Source organism: Sinorhizobium alkalisoli, from assembly GCF_008932245.1.
Taxonomy (GTDB): domain Bacteria; phylum Pseudomonadota; class Alphaproteobacteria; order Rhizobiales; family Rhizobiaceae; genus Sinorhizobium; species Sinorhizobium alkalisoli.
This window is the reverse complement of sequence record NZ_CP034909.1, coordinates 2,259,768-2,276,749: the sequence shown is the minus strand read 5'-3', so window position 1 is coordinate 2,276,749 and position 16,982 is coordinate 2,259,768. Positions and strand designations below refer to the sequence as shown.

The window sequence follows — 16,982 nt, the reverse complement described above, 5'->3', positions numbered from 1 at the left end:
ATCGTGCCCGATCATCGGGCCGATGCGGGAATTCAGGACCCCCTCAGCATGGCTTGTGCGCTCTGAAGGAAGGACGCACAAGCGACACTGAAAGGCGTTCGCGGCTTACCCGCCGACTCCCGCCTCCCTTCTTTCGAGTTTCGACTCAATACCGATCCTTAACATTTACGCTTTATCAATCTCTCGCAAACGAGAGGTTCTGCGATGCGTTGCGTTTTTGTCGTCGTCCTCCTGTTGCTGGCCGGCTGCGGAACGGTGCCGAAAAACACCCGGAACGCCTGCGCGGTATTCGAGCAGCGAGATGGTCTGTTCCAGGATTGGCGCCGCGCCGCCAAGAGCGCCGAGCGCGAATATGGCGTGCCCGTGCCCGTGCTGATGGCGACGATCTATACCGAATCCGGTTTCCGGCATAATGCCAGGCCGCCGCGCACCAAGCTCTTCGGCTTTATTCCCTGGAAGCGCATTTCCACCGCCTACGGGTATTCGCAGGCGCTCGACGGCACCTGGGGCCGCTACCAGGCGGAAACCGGGCGCTGGATGGCGCGGCGGACCGACTTCGCCGACGCGATCCGCTTCATCGCGTGGTATCACAACGAAAGCCACCGCCGGAACGGTATTGCGCTCAACGATCCCTACCGGCTCTATATCGCGTATTATCACGGCCATGGCGGCTATGCCCGCGGCAATTGGAGCGATACGGCAAAGGCGGGCGCCAAGCGGGCGTCAGGCATGGCGGCCCTCTACGCGCGGCAATTGCAAGGCTGCGGCAACTGAGAGCTGTCGGCCGCCGCCGTCAAAAAAATAGCGAAAATAGTCGCCGCCTGTCGGAACTGTTCGGCCTCAGCCGTCCTTTGGCAGTCTATCAACGGAGGAAACGAATATGACCTATGTGGATGGCTTCCTGGTCGCGGTGCCGAAGGCGAAAGTCGAGGCCTACAAGGACCTGGCGCGCAAGGCCGGCGACGTGTGGATGGAACATGGCGCGCTCAGCTATGTGGAGTGCCTGGGAGACGACGTGCCCTATGGCGAGGTGACGTCGTTTCCGCGCGCGGTGCAAGCGTCGGACGACGAGACCGTCGTTTTCTCGTGGATCACCTACAAATCCCGCGAGGACCGCGACGCGATCGTCGCCAAGATAATGGCGGATCCGCGGCTGCAGGGCGACGAATGGAAATCGATCTTCGACGGCAAGCGCATGATCTATGGAGGCTTCAAGAGCTTCCTTGAGCTGTGACCGTGCTTTCACCTATGGTCGGTTCCGGTTAAGTTGTCGGCAATCCAGACGCTCATGCCGGTCGCCTGCAGGGCAGGCGAGAAGGGGTAGGCGCCGGTTCGCGCGGCGCCTCGAAACAGGATCGACAACGGATGCCGCAAACCGTCATCACCATCGCCACAAGCGGGCAGGGCCTCTACGAGTTCACCGGCGAGGCGGCCGAATTCGTGCGAGGGTCGGGCGTGTCAGAGGGGCTTCTCACCCTCTTTGTCCGCCATACCTCCGCCTCGCTCCTCATCCAGGAAAACGCGGACCCGGACGTGCAGCGCGACCTGCGGGAATTCTTCCGCCGCCTGGTGCCGCCGACGTCGGATTCATCCATGCGCTGGGTCGTTCACACGCAGGAGGGGCCGGACGACATGGCCGCCCATATCAAGGCCGCCTTGACCCAGGTCTCGCTCGGCGTGCCGGTGATGAACGGCCGGATGGCGCTCGGCACCTGGCAGGGGCTTTACCTTTTCGAACACCGCGACAGCGTCCACCGGCGCGAGGTCGTGCTGCATCTCGGCAGTTGAAAACAGGGGGAGACGATGCCTGACGCCCAGACGATTGCCAGCCGCTTCATCGACGCCGTGAACGCGCGGGATTTCGAGACGATTGCCAGCCTCGTCGACGAAGACGTCGCTTTCGATCCGCTCACCGGCCAGCGGATGCTCGGCGTCGAGCCGCTCAGGGCTTGGATCATGAATTATCTCCGCCACTTCGACGAGAGCTTCGAGGACATTGTGCTGATGCACGAGGCATCCGGGCAGCATGTGGCCGCCGACACGACCGCCCGCGGCACCTATCGCGAGACCCTGGCCGGCTTTCCGCAGGCGTCGGGCCAGAGCTATTCCATCCCGAGCGTTTTCGTCTTCGAGATCGAGGATGGCGCGATCGTGCGGCTCAGCCACTATCGCAACATCCGCCTCTTCGAACGGGAATTGGCGGCCGGCTGACTACGGCGCCGCGCGTCTTCTCAGACGCGCAAGGGTCGCTGTAGCACTTTGAATTGCTGCATGTGTTTGTCTCTAAAGCGCAGACATGCAGTAGGCCCGTCGGACTGCCACGCCCTCGGCTGCCGGGCCGACGAGCGGCGGTAGACAGGAACAAATCCCTATCGCGGCCGTTTCTTCTCCGATCGGAAGGCGCCGGCGTTTGGCTGCCGCCCTTCCACCCCTGCGATTTGGCATGGCGATTATGCCCGGACAGCGCGGCGTATCTGAACAGCACATGAATGGGGGGTTCCGGGAACGTTCAGCTTGTCCGGCCTATAGTCGGCTCAATCGTAGAGATTGACTGCTGAAACGAGACTTTCGCTGCACCGGAGAAATGCCATGAAGAAGTTCCTAATCAATGCTACCGTCGCCGCCGTCGTCGGCTTGACCGGTCTTACCGGTGGGGCCTCCGTCGCTTCGGCCGACTCGCTCGTTTTCGAAATCGGACCGGGCGTCGATGTCCAGTATCGCGACCGCGATCGTAATCGCTGGGGCGACGAGCGCGACTGGCGCCGCGACCGCTGGGATCGTGGCGATCGTTGGGGCGGCCGCCGCGGCCGTTGCGTCCCGGGGCTCGCCATAGAGAAGGCGCGTGACCGTGGCTTGCGCCGCGCCCATATCGCCGACATCTCGCGCCGCCAGGTTGTCGTCGCCGGCCGCCGCCACGGCGACCGTCAGGCGATCATCTTCGCCAATGTCCGCGGTTGCCCGATCATCGGCCGCTGGTAATCCCCTCCGTCCAGTCTCTTCCCGGGCTGACGGAAAAGAGAGCCCCCGACGCTTGGCGCGCCGGGGGCTTTTTTGTACTTCCGCATGCGTTAGGGTCTGCGGCGGTTTACTCTTCTGCTCGGGATTTAACCCGAGGACCAACCTCTCCCCGCAAGCGGGGCGAGGGGACGAGTGCTTGCCTCGTCGTTTCCTCCCGCAGCGGCCTACCGCGTGGAGCGCTGAGATGCCGTCGCTGTGAGGCGGACCGAGGCGGTGCCGCGAGCCCCTTCGCCTCGCTTGCGGGGAGAAGGTGCCGGTCCACACTCCGCAGCTGCAGCGCAGCCGCTGCAGTGGACGGGCAGGCGGAGGGGCGGCCAGCGGTACAACCCATACTCGAAGCGCATCGAACCCCTACTGATTGATCGCGAAGGTCACGTTGACGGTGACATTATAGGCGTTTTCGCCGGTGGCGATCGGCACCTGGTCGGCGGCGGATTCCTTTGCCATGCGCGCGAAGGGCACCGGCGGTTCGGGGCGTGCCGGCTGTTCGGAGAGTTCGATCAGCCGGCCGAGCGAGACGCCGGCGGCTTCGGCCAGCACTCGTGCTTTGCCGATCGCGTCGGCGACGGCTGCCTTGCGGGCTTCGGTGATCACCGCATCCGGATTGTCGTTGGTGAATTCGATGCCGCCCGCCTGGTTGATGCCGAGCGAAACCGAGCTGTCGATAACCTCACCGAGTTTCGTCAGATCCCGCACGCGCACGCTGACGCCGTTGACCACCTGATAGCCGACGAGCTCCGGCGGTCGGTTGCCGCCGTCATCATTCGGCGGATAGTGATATTGCGGATTGATGGAAAAGCCGCTCGTCTGCAGATCGCGATCGGCAATGCCCGCCTGCCGGAGCGCCGCAAGCACCTCCGCCATCGCCTTGTTGTTGGCGTCGAGAGCCTCGCGCGCGGTCTTTCCATCCTTGACCACGCTCAATTGCACGATCGCCATGTCCGGCGCCGTCGTCGCACGGCCCTCGCCGGAGACCTTGATCACCGCCTGGCGGCCGCGGGGCGTATCCACGCGCGCCTTCTCCCCGTTGCCGTTGTCTTGCGCCAGGGCGGCGGCCGCAAAAGGGCCGGCAAAGGCGGCGGCGATGGCGGTGGCTTGCACCGCGCGGGCAATGCGTGTGGACATCATGGATGTTTCTCTCCGGTTGTTTTCTGCCGTCAATCCATGCTTATCGATTGTGTAGGCATTGCGGCAATGGCTTGTCGGCAAAAAGGATTTCGGCTAGAGCCTTTCACGACCCCGCGAATTGCCATTGGTTCGCGGGCCGGCTGACGCCGAAAGGGCCTGTAGCTCAATGGTTAGAGCCGGCGGCTCATAACCGCTTGGTTGGGGGTTCGAGTCCCTCCGGGCCCACCAATCACCAAAAAAATCAGGGTCTTGCCAACTGGTCGGTTAAAAGGTGAGCCAATCGGCCCTGACCCCCTTGTTTCCAGTATGCCATGTCGATCCCCGCCCGAAGCAGCATCGCTGCGACATACCAACCCTGTGCACCACCTAACCTTCGGGTTGCATCCCTCTCCATTTTCAAGCATCCTTCTACATGAGCAGCCAGCAGTTGACGCGAGGAGTCGTCGGATGGGGCGTAGCTTGCCCAATAGCATCGACGTTTTTGTCGGTCGCCGCATTCGGCTTCGTCGCGCGATGCTGGAGGTGGGCGAGGGCGAGATGGCTGCGGCTTTGGGCGTGCCCGTCGGGGAAATCCGGAAATATGAGAAGGGTGAGTCGCGGGTCTCCGCAAGGCGCCTGGAGAGGATCGCGGAAATTCTGGACGTGCACTTTTCCTTCTTTTTCGAGGATGCGCCGTTCTCAACCGGCGGATCGAGCGAGACAGTCAAGCGAGGGGCGGGAATGAGCGGGGCATCAGGCTTCCTATCGAAAGGGCGGCGACGTCCGATCCGGCGGGTCGTGCCGGGTCGTGGTTTTGTGAAGCTGTAATGCCGTTGAGCTTTTCGTGACGGGGCGCGGTTATCATCTTCAGACTTTCGGGGAGTTGCGGCTGACCGATGCCGGCGGCGCGGTCGTCGTGTGCCCGGAGCGCGGTCTGCTGATCCTTGCCTATCTCGCCGCATCCGAACGGGAGGTAGCCTCCCGCGAGAAGCTCGCGGCGCTGATCTGGCCGGAACGGGAAAAGGCCGTCGCCTTCAACAACTTACGCTCGACGCTCTGGCGCATGCGGCATCTGGCGACGGGCGGTGGACTGGTCCTGTCGGCGACGGAAGCGGAGGTGACGCTCGGGCCGGTCACCTCAGATCTCGCCGATTTCGAGGCGCCGAATGGCTCCGAGGAAGACTTCCGCAAGGCGCTTTCGCTCTGGCGTGAAACCTTTCTCGCTTTCGCGGACCTGCCGCCGGGGCGTTATGCGGACTGGGTTGCGGAGAAGCGGCGAGATTTCACCGCCCGGCTTCGGGGGGCGCTGATTGACGGCGAAAAGCGGTTTTCCGATCGGGCGATACTGCGCACGGCCTCAATGCACCTGCTCGAACTTGAGCCGGCCGATACGGCCATTATCGGACTTCTCGAGCGCGTCAGCCGCAGCCCTTTGCTGGAGGTCGCCTCACCCAGGGCATTGTCGCCGCCCGGTGCATTTTCCCGGGAGATGCCGGTGGAGGTCAGTGCGCCGGACATGGTCCCGGTGCCGCGAGTCGCCCTGCTTCCGCCCGCCGCCTTCGGCAGCGACCCGATGCTCCACGCCGTCAGCGTGGCGGTGATCGAGGACATCACCATCGGTCTCTGCGGGCTGCGCTCGATGTCGGTCGTAGCACCTTATACGGCCGAGCGCATTCGCGACGCCACGGACAAGGCGGCCTTTCTGGAAAAGCACGGCGTCACCTATGCGCTCGATTGCCATATGTCCGACCTGGGCCTTTTCACCCAACTCATCTTCCTGCCTTCCGACCAGATCGTCTGGGCGGAGCGCTTTCCGATCTCGCCGGTCGGCCTCCTCCAGCAGCGCGAGCAGATCGCCTTTCATATTGCCCGGGCAGTGACGCATCGGGTTGAGACGGGGCAGGCGGAGCATCTGGACTATCTGGCGCATCCTGAGGCCTATTACGCCTATCTCGGGGGGCTCCGACATCTTTCGGGCCTCGGCCTGCCGGAGGTCCGCCGGGCGCGCCGCGACTTCCGCGAGGCGCTGAAGCATAAGCAGGATCTCGCGCCGGCACTGAGCGGCATGGCCCGCACCTTTGTCAATGAATGGCTTCTGACGGCACGCGCCGATGAAGAGCTTCTGTCGAGCGCCGAGCGGTATGCGCGGGAGGCCATCGAGAGCAGTGATGGGCTGCCTGCCGCCCATCGCGAGGTGGGCGTCGTCAAGCTCTACCAGGGCGATCTGGACGAAAGCCTTTCTTCGCTGGACCAGGCCGAGCAATTGAGTCCGCATTATGCCGACGTGCTCTACAGCCATGCCGACACACTCATACACTCCTCCCGCCCGGCCGAGGCGCTGGAAAAGCTCGATAAGGCGCTTTCGCTTAATCCGCTGGCGCCGGACGCCTATCTCTGGAGTGCTGCAGGTGCCAGCTATAGCCTCGGCCAATACCAGGAGTGCATCGGCTTTGTGCAGAGGATGAAGGACAAGACGCCGGGCGGCAGGCTCGTCGCAGCGAGCTGGGCGATGCTTGGGAACTACAAGAAGGCGCGCCACTACAGAATGCGTGTATTGAAGGCCAACCCGACCTTCGACGTTGACAAATGGCTTGCTGTCATTCCGTTCAAGGAACAATGGCAGAAGGACCTCTACCGTGAGGGGCTGAAGAAAGCGGGATTTTGATCAAAGAGCATGAAGGGAAGCAGTATGGCTAAAGTTGTTGTGATCGGTATCCCGGGGGAATCTGGCCTGTGGCTGGCGGATCTCGGAAACGGAACGGTGAGGGCCCTTAATTCCGTGACGGGCGAACTGGCGAGCGTGAACGCACTTCGCAGGCCGGGGAGCGTTTTCGTCAAGAATGTCGATCTCGCGGTGGCGGTGTCGGCGGCCGACGAGGTTTTCGCCGGTCACATGGACGGGTGATTGATCTCGACATTGAGAAGAGGCCGATCGCGGGCAACAGCTATTCCGACCGGGTGTGCACCCCGGAAGAAACGTTCGCCCGCGTTCGGCCCTATCTTGGCGTCTTCGGCGTAACGCGTGTCGCCAGGCATACGGGTCTCGACAGGGTCGGAATCCCGATCTGGTGTGCCTATACGCCAAATTCCCGTTCCATCGTCGTTGCGCAGGGCAAGGGCCTGACGGATGCGGATGCACGCATATCCGCCGTCATGGAAGCGTTGGAGCGCGCGGTTGCCGGCGAGCCGGCAGTCGAAACGGTGATGGCGACGGCCGACGAGCTCAGCGCCTCGGGGCGGGGCGTCGATCCGCTCAACGCGCTGATCTCCGCGGGGCAGGGGGATCTTCCTCGGGATGAAGCGGCCGAATGGGTTCGCGGCACGGATCTCGTCTCCGGCGGCGACGTATTCGTGCCGCTCGGGGCGACGCTTCTCGACCGTACGCGGCCCTCGCGTTTCTGGATGTCCTCCGACGGGCTCGCATCGGGCAATATCCGGGAGGAGGCAATCCTGCACGGCCTTCTGGAGCGGGTCGAGCGCGACGCGCATGTTCTCTGGCAGGTGTCCGGTCCTGATATCCGCCATCGGCAATGCATCGCCCCCGAGGCGCTCGGCGATCCGGCGCTCGACGCGCTCGTCGGCCGCCTTCGCGATGCGGAGCTCGACCTGCGGCTCTTCGACATCACCAGCGACATTGCCATTCCCTGTTTCCTGGCGTTTCTCGGGCCGCGTGGCACGGCGACCGCCGCGGGCCTGCGCTACGTGGAGGTGACGAGCGGTTGCGGGGCGCATCTCTCCGCCAGCCGCGCCGCGATCCGGGCAGTCACCGAGGCGGCGCAGTCGCGGCTCACCTATATCAGCGGCGCCCGCGACGACGTCTATTCCGAGGCTTTCGAGCGGCCGCTGCCGGAATCGACGCGGCGCGCCTTCCTGGCGGTGCCGCAGGCGAAGGCGGTTCAGACTTCCAGCATTGGCGGTGGGGTCGATACGCTGCTGCGCCACGTCATCGATCGGGTGAAGGGGATGGGTGTCGAGCGGCTGATCGCCGTTCCTCTGTCTTGCGACGATCTGCCCTTTTCCGTCGTCAAGGTCTTTGCCCCGGCGCTCGAACACCCGGAGGGCAAAAGAGCCCGCCGTTTTGGCCCGCGGGCCCTGTCGAAGGCGATTGCCTCGTGAGGGGATTTTGCCCCTATCCGCTATCGGCGAGATCTGCGCATCGAACTTTGCGAAAATCCGGTACGATTTTCGGCCGATGCGCTAGCGACAAAGCCGGTCGAGGGTCCGTCGAAGGGCGGCAACCGCCTCTTTGCGCTCGCCGGTCGACATGAGGTCAGGCTCCGCCTCAAGTATCAGATGAGGCAGTTCCGTCCGAATGGACTGAGAACCTCCGGTCAGGTTGGTCCGGAAGTCGATGACGCGATAAGTGGCGACGGGATAGGCTATTCCCCGGATGCGGATGTGACCCATTTCCTCGCAGTGGATCAGCTCCCGTACCTGCGCGAAAGTTTCGTAGGAGATCAGCACGGTTCCGGGTGCTGCCTCGTGCTCGAGGCGCGCGGCGAGATTTACGGCGCCGCCGATGATCGTGTAATCCATCCGGTCTTCGCTGCCGAAATTGCCGACCGTGCAATAGTCGGTATGAATACCGATCCGGCAACGCAGCGGCGACTCGATGCCGATGCCGCGCCAGGCCTCGCCGAGTTCACCCATTCTCCGCTGCATGGCGAGAGCCATTGAAACACAGGCGATCGCGTCTTCCCTCACTCCGCGGGTTTCGGGGTCGCCGAAGAACATCAATATGGCGTCGCCGACATATTTATCGACGGTTGCACCGAAGGCGAGCGCGATCTTCGACATTTCGGTCAGGTACTGGTTGAGGAGTTGGGTCAATTCCTCCGATTCCATCTTGTCTGTCGTCTCGGTAAATGCAGCGATGTCGGAGAAGCAGATCGTCAGCTTCTTTCGCTGACTCTCGATCCTGACGTCCTGGCGGCCGCTGAAGATCGAGCTGTAAACCTGCGGCGCGAGATATTTGGCGAGCTTGGCGGAGAGTGCCTCGAGCGCTGTCGTTTTCTCGGAAAGATCCTGCTCCCGGCGCTTCAGCTCGGTGATGTCCGAATAGACCGCGACAGTGCCGCCACCTGAAATCCGGCGTTCACTGATCTGGATCCATCGATCCGGGTCACGCTGCTGCAAGAGCGTTCCGGAGGGATTGCGATGCGCTGCCAGACGCTCGGCGACCCATTCTTCCTCCCGGCCGATCGCGTCCTCTATCAGGCCGCGTTCCGCCGCCGCGCGGATGATGTTCTCGAACCGGGTTCCGGAAACGACGGTTTCGTCCATTCCCGGATATAGAATCTCACGATATCTGCTATTGCAGAGGAGAAGCCGGTCCTCTCCGTCATAGAAGGCGAAGCCCTCCGAAATGCTTTCAATTGCATCGACCAGGCGCTGGCGAGCTTCGGCGACATCGCGCAGGTTCTTTTCCTCGATCTCGACCGCCGTGTCGCGGAACACGCGAAGGGCCTTGGCCATGCGGCCGATCTCGTCGCCGCCGGTTTCCGGTAGCGGCACCCGAAGATTGCCCGCCGCTATCGCGAGCATGCTGCGGCTTAAACCCGCGAGACGGGCCAGGAGGTTGCGGTCGACATAGAGCCACACGATCAGGATTGAACTCAGCAGGCTGAGAAGTGCGGAGCCAAGGACGATTCCGGTACCGAAGCTCCGAACCATGACGGCTTCACGGCCCGCCTCGGCGATATCGCCCTTGGCGGCCGCCACCAGGCGGTCCACGGCAAAGGTTAGATTGCGCGACAATCGCTTGTTCTCCGCCACCAGTCTTTCGCCCTCTGCCAGCACCGCGAGCTCTTCATCGCGGGCGCTTGGAATGCTCCCTGGTCCGTCGATCAGCGCCTTGAATTCGCCGACGAGTTGCTGAAACCGCGTGCGCAGTTGCTCATCGAATTCGGGTGTCACCGCCTCGAGGGCATCGACCGAGCGGTGCAAGGGAAACGAAAGAAGCGACAAGTCGCCGCGGGTCGGTGCGGCTGCCGCCTGCAAGAGCGTGCCGTTTATAGCCGAGATCTCCCGTTGAGCGGCCTGCTGAGGAAAGTAGGCGGCGATTGCCCGCGCAAGATCCATGGTCGCGGCGGCGCGTGCCTCTGGTGTCGCTTTCTCATCCTCCGCGGCCGCGCGCCAGCGGGGTACCTTGGAGCTCATCACGAGTATACCGGGTGCGACAAGCCGCTGGCTGGCACTGGTTGTGGTCGACAGGCGTCGTATGAGTTCGTCCTTGCGTGCAACAGCGGCAAGCCGGACAGAGACCAGATTATCGAGAGCGTTCAGGTTACGTCGCAGACCAATCGCCGCGTCTTCGATCTCACCGACGACGGCTGTGCTCAACGTCGCACCTGTAAGGTCGGCAAGCAGCTCTTCGAGGCGCGCCATCTCGCTCCTGATCGCGGCCGACATCTCGCTGTGTTGCGCCTTGCTGTTCGAAGCAAGGACGGCGGGTGCCGTGGCCGCAACCCTCTCGGCGTGGCGGGAGAGTTCAAGTGATGCAGTTGCAGATGGGACCCGGTGCTCAGTCACCCGTTCGAGCATCCGACTCAACTGCAGGAATGCGTACAGGGCGCCCGCGGATGCAAGCACCGCGAAGGCGCTGATACCGAAGAAGGCGAACAGCAGACGACCGCGAATGCCAAGACGCTCAAACATCGCGGCGACCCCTCGCTCCGGCCAATGCGGTCAACATGGTCCGCACAGTCTGCCTCACGGGCGAGCCGCATCAGTGAGCGCGAAATTACTGCATCGGCACGTACTCGCCATTTCTCCAAACATACCACACCCAGGACTGAACGGTGAGATCGCCCTTCTCATTGAAATCGATCCGGCCCAACACCGTGTCAAAATGATTTTGGCGCAGCGCCGCGATGACGCGCTTCAGCTCCAGCGATCCCGCCTTCGTCACCGCTTGTGCCCAGACCTGTGCGGCGCCGTAGCTGTGCAGAGTCCAGGAGTCGGGCTCGAAATTCTCGGCCCGAAAGCGCTCGACGACTTCCGCTGCCTCGGCATTTTGGCGCGGGTCGGCGACAAAGGTAAAGAGCGTGCCCTCGGCGGCAGGACCGGCAATAAGGCCGAATGCCTCGGTTGCCGTATCATCGCCGGAGATCACCTGAAGCGAATAGGCTCGGTCGCGCGCGGCGCGAACCATGAGCGCGGTCTCCGTATGGTAGCCGCCCAGATAGAGCACCGCGATTTCCGCTGCCTGCAAAGCAGCAATCTCGGCCGAATAGTCGTCCTTCCCGGGGGCGTAGCTCTGGTAGATCGTTTCGGTCACTCCGCGTTTGTTCAACTGTTTTTTAGTCTCGTCGGCGAGACCCTTGCCGTAGGTCGTGTTGTCGTGAAGAACGGCGATCCTCTTCTCGCCCCAATGGTCGGCCAGGTAATTGCCGGCCACCAAGCCCTGGGCATCGTCGCGACTGCAGACGCGGAAGACGTTGGCGCGCCCCTGATCGGTCAATGACGGGTTGGTCGATGACGGCGAAATCTGCAGAACGCCCGCCTCCTCATAAATCTCGGAAGCGGGTATCGAGGCTCCGGAGCAATAATGCCCGATGACGAAGACCGCACCGTCGGCGACAAGCTTCTTGGCCGCGGCGACCGCCTGCTGAGGATCGCAGTAGTCGTCGGCCACTATAAGCCGGACCTGCTGGCCGAGTACGCCGCCGGCACTATTAATCTGGGCCACGGCCATCTCCGCGCCGCGCTTCAGCTGGGTACCAGTCCAGGCAAGTTTTCCGCTCATTGGGCCCGCGACCCCGATCAGAACTTCCGCTCGGGCTTGGCATGCAAGAGCGAACACAAAGGCGGCGGCGAGCAGACGGCGCATGGAAACACCTCCAACTTCAGTTTACTCTCAAGCAATGGCCATCGCCACTCCAGGCGAGGGCATAGAGTATCCTCGCGCGAGTTCTCGACTGGCGATCGAGTAAGGACGGGTGGCGTGATCCGCGACCGCGGCGAAAGCGCGGTTGCGGTTGCATTGTTTCTACACGACGTCTACTTGTAAGTCCTTTACGGTACACAACCATATAGCGTGCAACGCTTGTGCAACGCGCAATAACACGGAATTCGGCTATAGTCGGCCAAGGGAAAGCTGGAATGGGGGTTCAGATGACTTACTCTGTCTCGTCTACGGCCGATCATGAATCGGAACTCGCGAGCATTGCGAGAATGCTGACGCATATCCGCGACAGCGCTCGCGCCATGGATGCGCAGGCCCTGGAATACTGCGTCGATCTGGCGCTGCAGGCGGTGTCCAGTGAAATACGGAACCGACGCGACACCGTCACCGGAGTGGACCTGGACTTCAGCCCGCGGGTGCTGCAGTAGGGGGTCTAGCCCGCATTTCTCACACTCGCTGTGCCCTGCGTCACGTTTTGGCAAGACGAATGCAGGCGAACGGCGCGCAAAGCATAGCCGAAGCTATGGTCAAGCGGCTTTCGCCTGAAGACGCCCTCCAAAACGCGACCCTTCGGGCCGGTTGAAGCAGGCGACAGTGTGCGTCAAATGGCTTGCCCGATGGCCCACACCGCTCTGTACCATTCTCCTACCCTGTCGCTTGTTTCAACCGGCGCAGGGCATAGCGAGTGTGAGAAATGCGGGCTAGCGGTCCAGTTCCGGGTAGATCCTGTCGAGGAAGCCCGGTCGCAGCCTTTCGCCGATCATGCAGTCTGCCGCGGATTCCGCGGCAGCGGGGGTGAGCGTCGCCGCGGGCGGCAGCCCGCTCACTTCGAGAACGAGCTTCTGGCGGATCGCGATCGCGAAATCCTCGGGCTCGTGTACTGGAAGTACGAAGGAGCCCGGACCGCCAATGACGCAGGCCGTGTAATATTCGTCCAGCGGCCCGGTCGAAAAGGACGGGCGGATCATGATCGCCAGCCCGTTGATGATAATGCCGCGCGAAACAGCCTCATCGCGCGCTGGCGGCACGGGTGGTCCCGTATTGTTCGGCCCGTCGCCGGAAATGTCGAGGACGCGCCGCACGCCGGAAAAATCGTTTGACTCAATCTGGTTGGTGCCGAAGAGGATCGCGTTCGAGAGCGAGGTCCCGCGACGTGGGCCGATCGGCCGGGCCTCGATCAGCGAGGCGAAGGCATCGGCGTCCTCCGCGCTTTCGACGACATGCCAGCCGACAACCGAGGCCTCGTTGACCATCCCGGCCCATTCGAAATAGCCGATGGCGATGCGACCGAGATAGCCGCCCTCAATCGCATTGATGAAATCCGGATGCCGCAGCGCCTGGACATAGCCGGAGCGTTGCACCCGCGCCTCCTCCATGTCCATCGAGCCGGAGACATCGACGGCCAGCAGCAGTTCCACGTCGACATCGGGGGGAGCGGCCGCCGTTTGCACGGGGCTGCCGCTAAGAGACAGGATCAATGCCAGAGTGCTCAACATCGCATCTGCCGATCATCAGCTCTGCCGTCGGAAGCTTCGGTTTCCGACCGGCTCCATCACGGAACTTTATCACAGGATCGCAAATCGGCGACTGTTGCGGTAAGCCGCGGCTACAATAATAGTTGATCGCCGCGTCAAAGGGCGCGGATATTGAACGAGGCCGCCCCGATGCTCCATGCCGCGCCCTTCAGCGATCTTGCCCGGATCGACCGCCTGCAGCGCGCCGCCTTCGATTATTTTCTCTTGCATTCGGGTGCGCGGACTGGCCTCGTCGCCGATACGGCGCGGCCCGGTTCGCCGGCGAGCATCGCGGCAACCGGCTTCGGGCTCAGTTGCTATCCGGTCGCGGTGGAGCGCGGCTGGATCGGCCGGGGGGATGCGGCCCAACGCGTACTCACCGCTTTGCGCTTCCTCGAGGGCAGCAGGCAGGCGAGCGATTCCCGGGCGAGCGGCTATCGCGGCTTCTATTACCATTTCCTCGACATGCGGACGGGCGAGCGCGCCTGGAATAGCGAGCTTTCGACGATCGACAGTGCGCTGCTCCTTGCCGGTGTGCTGACGGCTGCCGCCTATTTCACCCGGCAGGACGCGGCCGAGGCGCGCATTCGCGATCTTGCCGAGCGGCTATACGCGCGGGCAGACTGGGCTTGGGCGCTCAATCGCGGCGAGACGATCACCATGGGATGGAGGCCGCCCGGGCGCTTCCTGAAGCACCGCTGGCGCGGCTATAGCGAGGCGCTGCTGATCTATGTGCTGGCGCTCGGCGCTCCCGACCATCCGATCGCGCCGGAAAGCTACGGCGCCTATGCCGCGGCACACGAATGGCTGACGATCGACGGGACGCGGCATCTTCACCAGGGCGCGCTCTTCATCCATCTCTTTCCGCATGCCTGGATCGACTTCCGCGCCATTCGCGACAGGGGCATGCAGGAGGCGTCAAGCGACTATTTCGAGAACACGCGCCGGGCGATCAGGCTTCAGCGCGCCCATGCGGAGGCGAATCCGCACGGCTTTGCAGGCTATTGCCGCGACCTCTGGGGGTTCAGCGCCTGCCATGCGCCACGGGGAAGGGCGAAGCTCCGCAATGGCCGTTGGCAGAGACTGCTCGGCTATGCGGCGCGCGGCGCCCCCTTCGGCGCCGATGACGGTACGCTGGTTCCCTGGGCGCCGCTTGCTGGCCTGCCATTCGAGCCGGACGCCTGCCTGAGCGGCCTTTCCCACCTGCTCGCCCGCTATCCGGCGCTGCTTCGCGACGGGCGCCTTCCCGGCGGCTTCAATCCGAGCCTGCCGGGTGAGGGGCCCGAAGGCTGGGTGGACGATCGCGTCGTCGGGCTTGACCAGGGACTCACGGTCATGATGATCGAGAACTGGCGAAGCGGCTTGCTTTGGGAGCTGACGCGCGGCATTCCGGCGTTCACGCGGGGGCTGGAAAGGGCGGGCTTTACGGGCGGATGGCTTTCACCGCGTGTGCTGAGTAAGAGAGGCGGCCTTTGCGCGTCGCATGAGACGGGCGGCGCTGGAGTGTGAATGGTGAGGAGGGTGCAGGGCCGATGCGGGAGAGCGGGGGATTTGCGGCGTCGATCGATTGGCTCACGGCTGCCTTTCCGGAAGTTGGCTGCTCGCTCGAGGGGCCGATGGGCTTCGCGGCCACGGCCGCCTTCTGGGCGGAGGGCTCGACCGGAATGGAGGCCTGCCTTGCCTATCAGGACCGCTTCGCCTCCGGGATGGACGACAAGATCCGGGCGGCGCATCTGATCGCCTTCTACTGTCACCCACTCGGCCTCGCGATGGGCGCTGTCTATCTCGCCACCGGCCTTGTGCCCCGGATCGCGGGGCTCCGCTTCGAGACCTATCCGCGGATCGATGGCGGGCGAAGCTTCGAGGCTGGCCGCTTTCATTTCCTCTTCGATGCGCCGTCTGCGGCCGCCGGGAAAGGTGAGGAGGGGGAGCAACAGTTCCACGATGGCTTCGTCCTGCATATGAAATCGATCATAGCGCTCATCAAGCGCCGCTGCGGTCTTTCCGCACGGGCGCAATGGCGGCTTGCGACCGACGGCCTGGCGGGCGCTTTCCTGGAAATCGGGCGTCTGCGGGGGGAGCAGGCGGTCGCGATCGAGCGGGCTCTCGCCATCGTCAAACGCGCGGGCTCACCGCTCGCGTCGCGCGACCTGCGATATGAAGAGATAAGCGTCGAAACCCCGGGCGGTGCGCTTTGTCGAACCTATCGGATGCGCAGCGGCTGCTGTCTCTACTATCGGACGGAAGGCGGCGATTTCTGCGACACCTGCGTGCTGCTGAGGACCGAGACACGGCGCGAGAGATTAAAGGCGCATTTGCTTGAGACGGAGAGGAAGTCGGTTGGATGTGAAGTGGTGGATTGTCACCCACGATAGAATGGACGCACTCACCAAACTGACTGAGAATGCCCTTAGCCGAACCAAGCCCCTCCCCACAGGTGGGAGGGGCTTGGAGCCCGCGGCGATCGCCTGCGCTCCCCAATACCCTTAGCGTCTGTTCCAAAGGGCGAGATTTGGGTGGAAACGGTGCGGCCGAGAAAGCCCCTCCCACCTGTGGGGAGGGGTTGGGGAGGGGTGAGCCTGCTTAGCCGGCCTTCACGACCCGGTCGTTGATGAAGCCCGAAACGATGCCGAGGACGATCCAGAAGGCGAGTGTCGTGGCTAGTGCCGCAACCGCGAATTCCGCGCCAAGGACGGCCGGAACGTTGCTCGATATATCGAGCGGCTGCGGCGCGCCATAGGCGTGAGGTGCGGCGATCAGCACGAGGCCCGCGACCTTCGAGCCCAGTTCTCTGCGCAAGGCCAGCAGGTAGAGACCCGCGGCAGAGAGCAGCACGGTCAAGGCCCACCAGACCTGGCGCTCGCCAAGGTCGGCAGCCGGGAAGCCGGGCAGCTCCGGCGGCAAACCGAGCGCCGGCAGCATGTGCACGGCTAGCCAGCCGCAGGCGCCCCAGAGCGCCCCGTTTGCAAGCGTGATCCGATGGCCTGTCATGATGCTGATGCCGGCAAGCAGCAGCGAGAAGCCGGCGCCCGTGACCAGGTTGGCGAGCAGCGTTCCTGAAAAGCGGCTCATGCCGAACAGGATTCCGCTCTCCTCCTCGTGTCCGCCCTCATGGGCATAGGCGGGCGTTATCGGCGAAACGAAGGCGAGAAGTTTTTCGAGCGGCGAAACACCGTTCAGAGACGAATGCTCCTCGTGACCCGCAGCAGGCTGCTCTCCGCCCTCGAATTCCTCGGCATGCAGGATCAGCGGCGTGACGCGCAGTTCCTGGGCGGCGGTCATGAAGACGCCGGCGATCAGCCCGGCCACGATTGCGGCCAGAAGTGTCTTGACGATCATGTGTCGATTTTCCTCAATGCAGCGCTTCCCCTACTGCATGTCTCCTTTAATCGTCCTCGATTTAACGACAAAGACATGCAGCAATATAAGGTGCTACA

At 63.3% G+C, this 16,982-nt stretch carries 17 protein-coding genes and 1 tRNA gene; 13 read left to right on the top strand and 5 right to left on the bottom strand.

All coding sequences use genetic code 11. From position 1 onward, the window contains the following. The first annotated feature begins 204 nt into the window (after positions 1-204). The 5 genes from EKH55_RS11070 (at position 205) to EKH55_RS11050 (ending at position 2,979) form a co-directional block, all read left to right on the top strand. The gene (locus EKH55_RS11070) at positions 205-774 is read left to right on the top strand and encodes a transglycosylase SLT domain-containing protein (RefSeq protein ID WP_069461431.1); all 570 of its coding nucleotides are present in this window, start codon (positions 205-207) and stop codon (positions 772-774) included. Positions 775-880: 106 nt separating this feature from the next. Beyond that, positions 881-1,234 (top strand): DUF1428 domain-containing protein, encoded by a 354-nt coding sequence (locus tag EKH55_RS11065; RefSeq protein ID WP_069461432.1) that lies wholly within the window; start codon positions 881-883, stop codon positions 1,232-1,234. A gap of 131 nt (positions 1,235-1,365) precedes the next feature. Further along, positions 1,366-1,788 carry a secondary thiamine-phosphate synthase enzyme YjbQ gene (locus tag EKH55_RS11060; RefSeq protein WP_069461433.1) on the top strand — a complete coding sequence of 141 codons (423 nt, stop codon included), beginning with the start codon at positions 1,366-1,368 and terminating at the stop codon, positions 1,786-1,788. A gap of 15 nt (positions 1,789-1,803) precedes the next feature. Beyond that, positions 1,804-2,211, top strand: a complete 408-nt coding sequence (locus EKH55_RS11055) for a ketosteroid isomerase-related protein (RefSeq protein WP_069461434.1) — start codon at positions 1,804-1,806, stop codon at positions 2,209-2,211. 378 nt (positions 2,212-2,589) lie between these two features. Continuing rightward, positions 2,590-2,979: a hypothetical protein gene (locus EKH55_RS11050; protein ID WP_069461435.1), complete on the top strand. Its 390-nt coding sequence runs from the start codon at positions 2,590-2,592 to the stop codon at positions 2,977-2,979. Positions 2,980-3,369: 390 nt separating this feature from the next. Here the strand turns inward: EKH55_RS11050 and EKH55_RS11045 are convergent, their stop codons facing one another. Beyond that, positions 3,370-4,146, bottom strand: a complete 777-nt coding sequence (locus EKH55_RS11045; protein WP_151611518.1) for an SIMPL domain-containing protein — start codon at positions 4,144-4,146, stop codon at positions 3,370-3,372. Between the two features lie 152 nt (positions 4,147-4,298). Between EKH55_RS11045 and EKH55_RS11040 the strand changes: the two genes are divergently transcribed. The 5 genes from EKH55_RS11040 to EKH55_RS11020 all read left to right on the top strand — a co-directional run bounded on the left by EKH55_RS11040 (position 4,299) and on the right by EKH55_RS11020 (position 8,241). Continuing rightward, positions 4,299-4,374, top strand: a tRNA-Ile gene (locus tag EKH55_RS11040). A 219-nt stretch (positions 4,375-4,593) separates the two neighbouring features. Then, positions 4,594-4,953, top strand: coding sequence for a helix-turn-helix domain-containing protein (locus tag EKH55_RS11035; RefSeq protein WP_069461437.1), 360 nt, complete (start codon positions 4,594-4,596; stop codon positions 4,951-4,953). 16 nt (positions 4,954-4,969) lie between these two features. Further along, positions 4,970-6,790: a tetratricopeptide repeat protein gene (locus EKH55_RS11030; RefSeq protein WP_151611517.1), complete on the top strand. Its 1,821-nt coding sequence runs from the start codon at positions 4,970-4,972 to the stop codon at positions 6,788-6,790. Positions 6,791-6,814: 24 nt separating this feature from the next. After that, the gene (locus tag EKH55_RS11025; RefSeq protein WP_069461439.1) at positions 6,815-7,030 is read left to right on the top strand and encodes a hypothetical protein; all 216 of its coding nucleotides are present in this window, start codon (positions 6,815-6,817) and stop codon (positions 7,028-7,030) included. Then, entirely contained in the window at positions 7,027-8,241 is a 1,215-nt protein-coding gene (locus EKH55_RS11020; protein WP_151611516.1) for a YcaO-like family protein, read from the top strand. Before EKH55_RS11025 ends, EKH55_RS11020 begins: the two co-directional genes overlap by 4 nt. Before the next feature lie 81 nt (positions 8,242-8,322). Here EKH55_RS11020 and EKH55_RS11015 read toward each other — a convergent pair whose 3' ends face one another. Then, on the bottom strand, positions 8,323-10,782 hold the full coding sequence (locus tag EKH55_RS11015; RefSeq protein ID WP_151611515.1) for a PAS-domain containing protein: 2,460 nt from the start codon (positions 10,780-10,782) through the stop codon (positions 8,323-8,325). Between the two features lie 85 nt (positions 10,783-10,867). Further along, positions 10,868-11,956, bottom strand: coding sequence for a branched-chain amino acid ABC transporter substrate-binding protein (locus EKH55_RS11010; protein WP_151611514.1), 1,089 nt, complete (start codon positions 11,954-11,956; stop codon positions 10,868-10,870). Positions 11,957-12,228: 272 nt separating this feature from the next. Here EKH55_RS11010 and EKH55_RS11005 point away from each other — a divergent pair, with 272 nt between their 5' ends. Further along, positions 12,229-12,459, top strand: coding sequence for a hypothetical protein (locus EKH55_RS11005; protein WP_069461442.1), 231 nt, complete (start codon positions 12,229-12,231; stop codon positions 12,457-12,459). Positions 12,460-12,732: 273 nt separating this feature from the next. On the opposite strand, the gene EKH55_RS11000 is transcribed toward EKH55_RS11005, so the two are convergent. Continuing rightward, on the bottom strand, positions 12,733-13,527 hold the full coding sequence (locus tag EKH55_RS11000) for a DUF1194 domain-containing protein (protein WP_069461443.1): 795 nt from the start codon (positions 13,525-13,527) through the stop codon (positions 12,733-12,735). A gap of 168 nt (positions 13,528-13,695) precedes the next feature. Between EKH55_RS11000 and EKH55_RS10995 the strand changes: the two genes are divergently transcribed. Next, entirely contained in the window at positions 13,696-15,054 is a 1,359-nt protein-coding gene (locus EKH55_RS10995) for a glucoamylase family protein (RefSeq protein ID WP_151611513.1), read from the top strand. 23 nt (positions 15,055-15,077) lie between these two features. Next, on the top strand, positions 15,078-15,920 hold the full coding sequence (locus tag EKH55_RS10990) for a (2Fe-2S)-binding protein (protein WP_151611512.1): 843 nt from the start codon (positions 15,078-15,080) through the stop codon (positions 15,918-15,920). A gap of 208 nt (positions 15,921-16,128) precedes the next feature. Here the strand turns inward: EKH55_RS10990 and EKH55_RS10985 are convergent, their stop codons facing one another. Next, complete coding sequence (locus EKH55_RS10985) at positions 16,129-16,884, bottom strand: CbtA family protein (RefSeq protein ID WP_151611511.1); 756 nt, start codon at positions 16,882-16,884, stop codon at positions 16,129-16,131. Between the last annotated feature and the right edge of the window lie 98 nt (positions 16,885-16,982).

What these genes read in the sequence shown, in the direction of transcription:
- EKH55_RS11070 (WP_069461431.1), top strand. Translation starts at nt 205, where the DNA reads ATGCGTTGCGTTTTTGTCGTCGTCCTCCTGTTGCTGGCCGGCTGCGGA.
- EKH55_RS11065 (WP_069461432.1), top strand. Translation starts at nt 881, where the DNA reads ATGACCTATGTGGATGGCTTCCTGGTCGCGGTGCCGAAGGCGAAAGTC.
- EKH55_RS11060 (WP_069461433.1), top strand. Translation starts at nt 1,366, where the DNA reads ATGCCGCAAACCGTCATCACCATCGCCACAAGCGGGCAGGGCCTCTAC.
- EKH55_RS11055 (WP_069461434.1), top strand. Translation starts at nt 1,804, where the DNA reads ATGCCTGACGCCCAGACGATTGCCAGCCGCTTCATCGACGCCGTGAAC.
- EKH55_RS11050 (WP_069461435.1), top strand. Translation starts at nt 2,590, where the DNA reads ATGAAGAAGTTCCTAATCAATGCTACCGTCGCCGCCGTCGTCGGCTTG.
- EKH55_RS11045 (WP_151611518.1), bottom strand. Translation starts at nt 4,146, where the DNA reads ATGATGTCCACACGCATTGCCCGCGCGGTGCAAGCCACCGCCATCGCC.
- EKH55_RS11035 (WP_069461437.1), top strand. Translation starts at nt 4,594, where the DNA reads ATGGGGCGTAGCTTGCCCAATAGCATCGACGTTTTTGTCGGTCGCCGC.
- EKH55_RS11025 (WP_069461439.1), top strand. Translation starts at nt 6,815, where the DNA reads ATGGCTAAAGTTGTTGTGATCGGTATCCCGGGGGAATCTGGCCTGTGG.
- EKH55_RS11015 (WP_151611515.1), bottom strand. Translation starts at nt 10,782, where the DNA reads ATGTTTGAGCGTCTTGGCATTCGCGGTCGTCTGCTGTTCGCCTTCTTC.
- EKH55_RS11010 (WP_151611514.1), bottom strand. Translation starts at nt 11,956, where the DNA reads ATGCGCCGTCTGCTCGCCGCCGCCTTTGTGTTCGCTCTTGCATGCCAA.
- EKH55_RS11005 (WP_069461442.1), top strand. Translation starts at nt 12,229, where the DNA reads ATGGGGGTTCAGATGACTTACTCTGTCTCGTCTACGGCCGATCATGAA.
- EKH55_RS11000 (WP_069461443.1), bottom strand. Translation starts at nt 13,527, where the DNA reads ATGTTGAGCACTCTGGCATTGATCCTGTCTCTTAGCGGCAGCCCCGTG.
- EKH55_RS10995 (WP_151611513.1), top strand. Translation starts at nt 13,696, where the DNA reads ATGCTCCATGCCGCGCCCTTCAGCGATCTTGCCCGGATCGACCGCCTG.
- EKH55_RS10990 (WP_151611512.1), top strand. Translation starts at nt 15,078, where the DNA reads ATGCGGGAGAGCGGGGGATTTGCGGCGTCGATCGATTGGCTCACGGCT.
- EKH55_RS10985 (WP_151611511.1), bottom strand. Translation starts at nt 16,884, where the DNA reads ATGATCGTCAAGACACTTCTGGCCGCAATCGTGGCCGGGCTGATCGCC.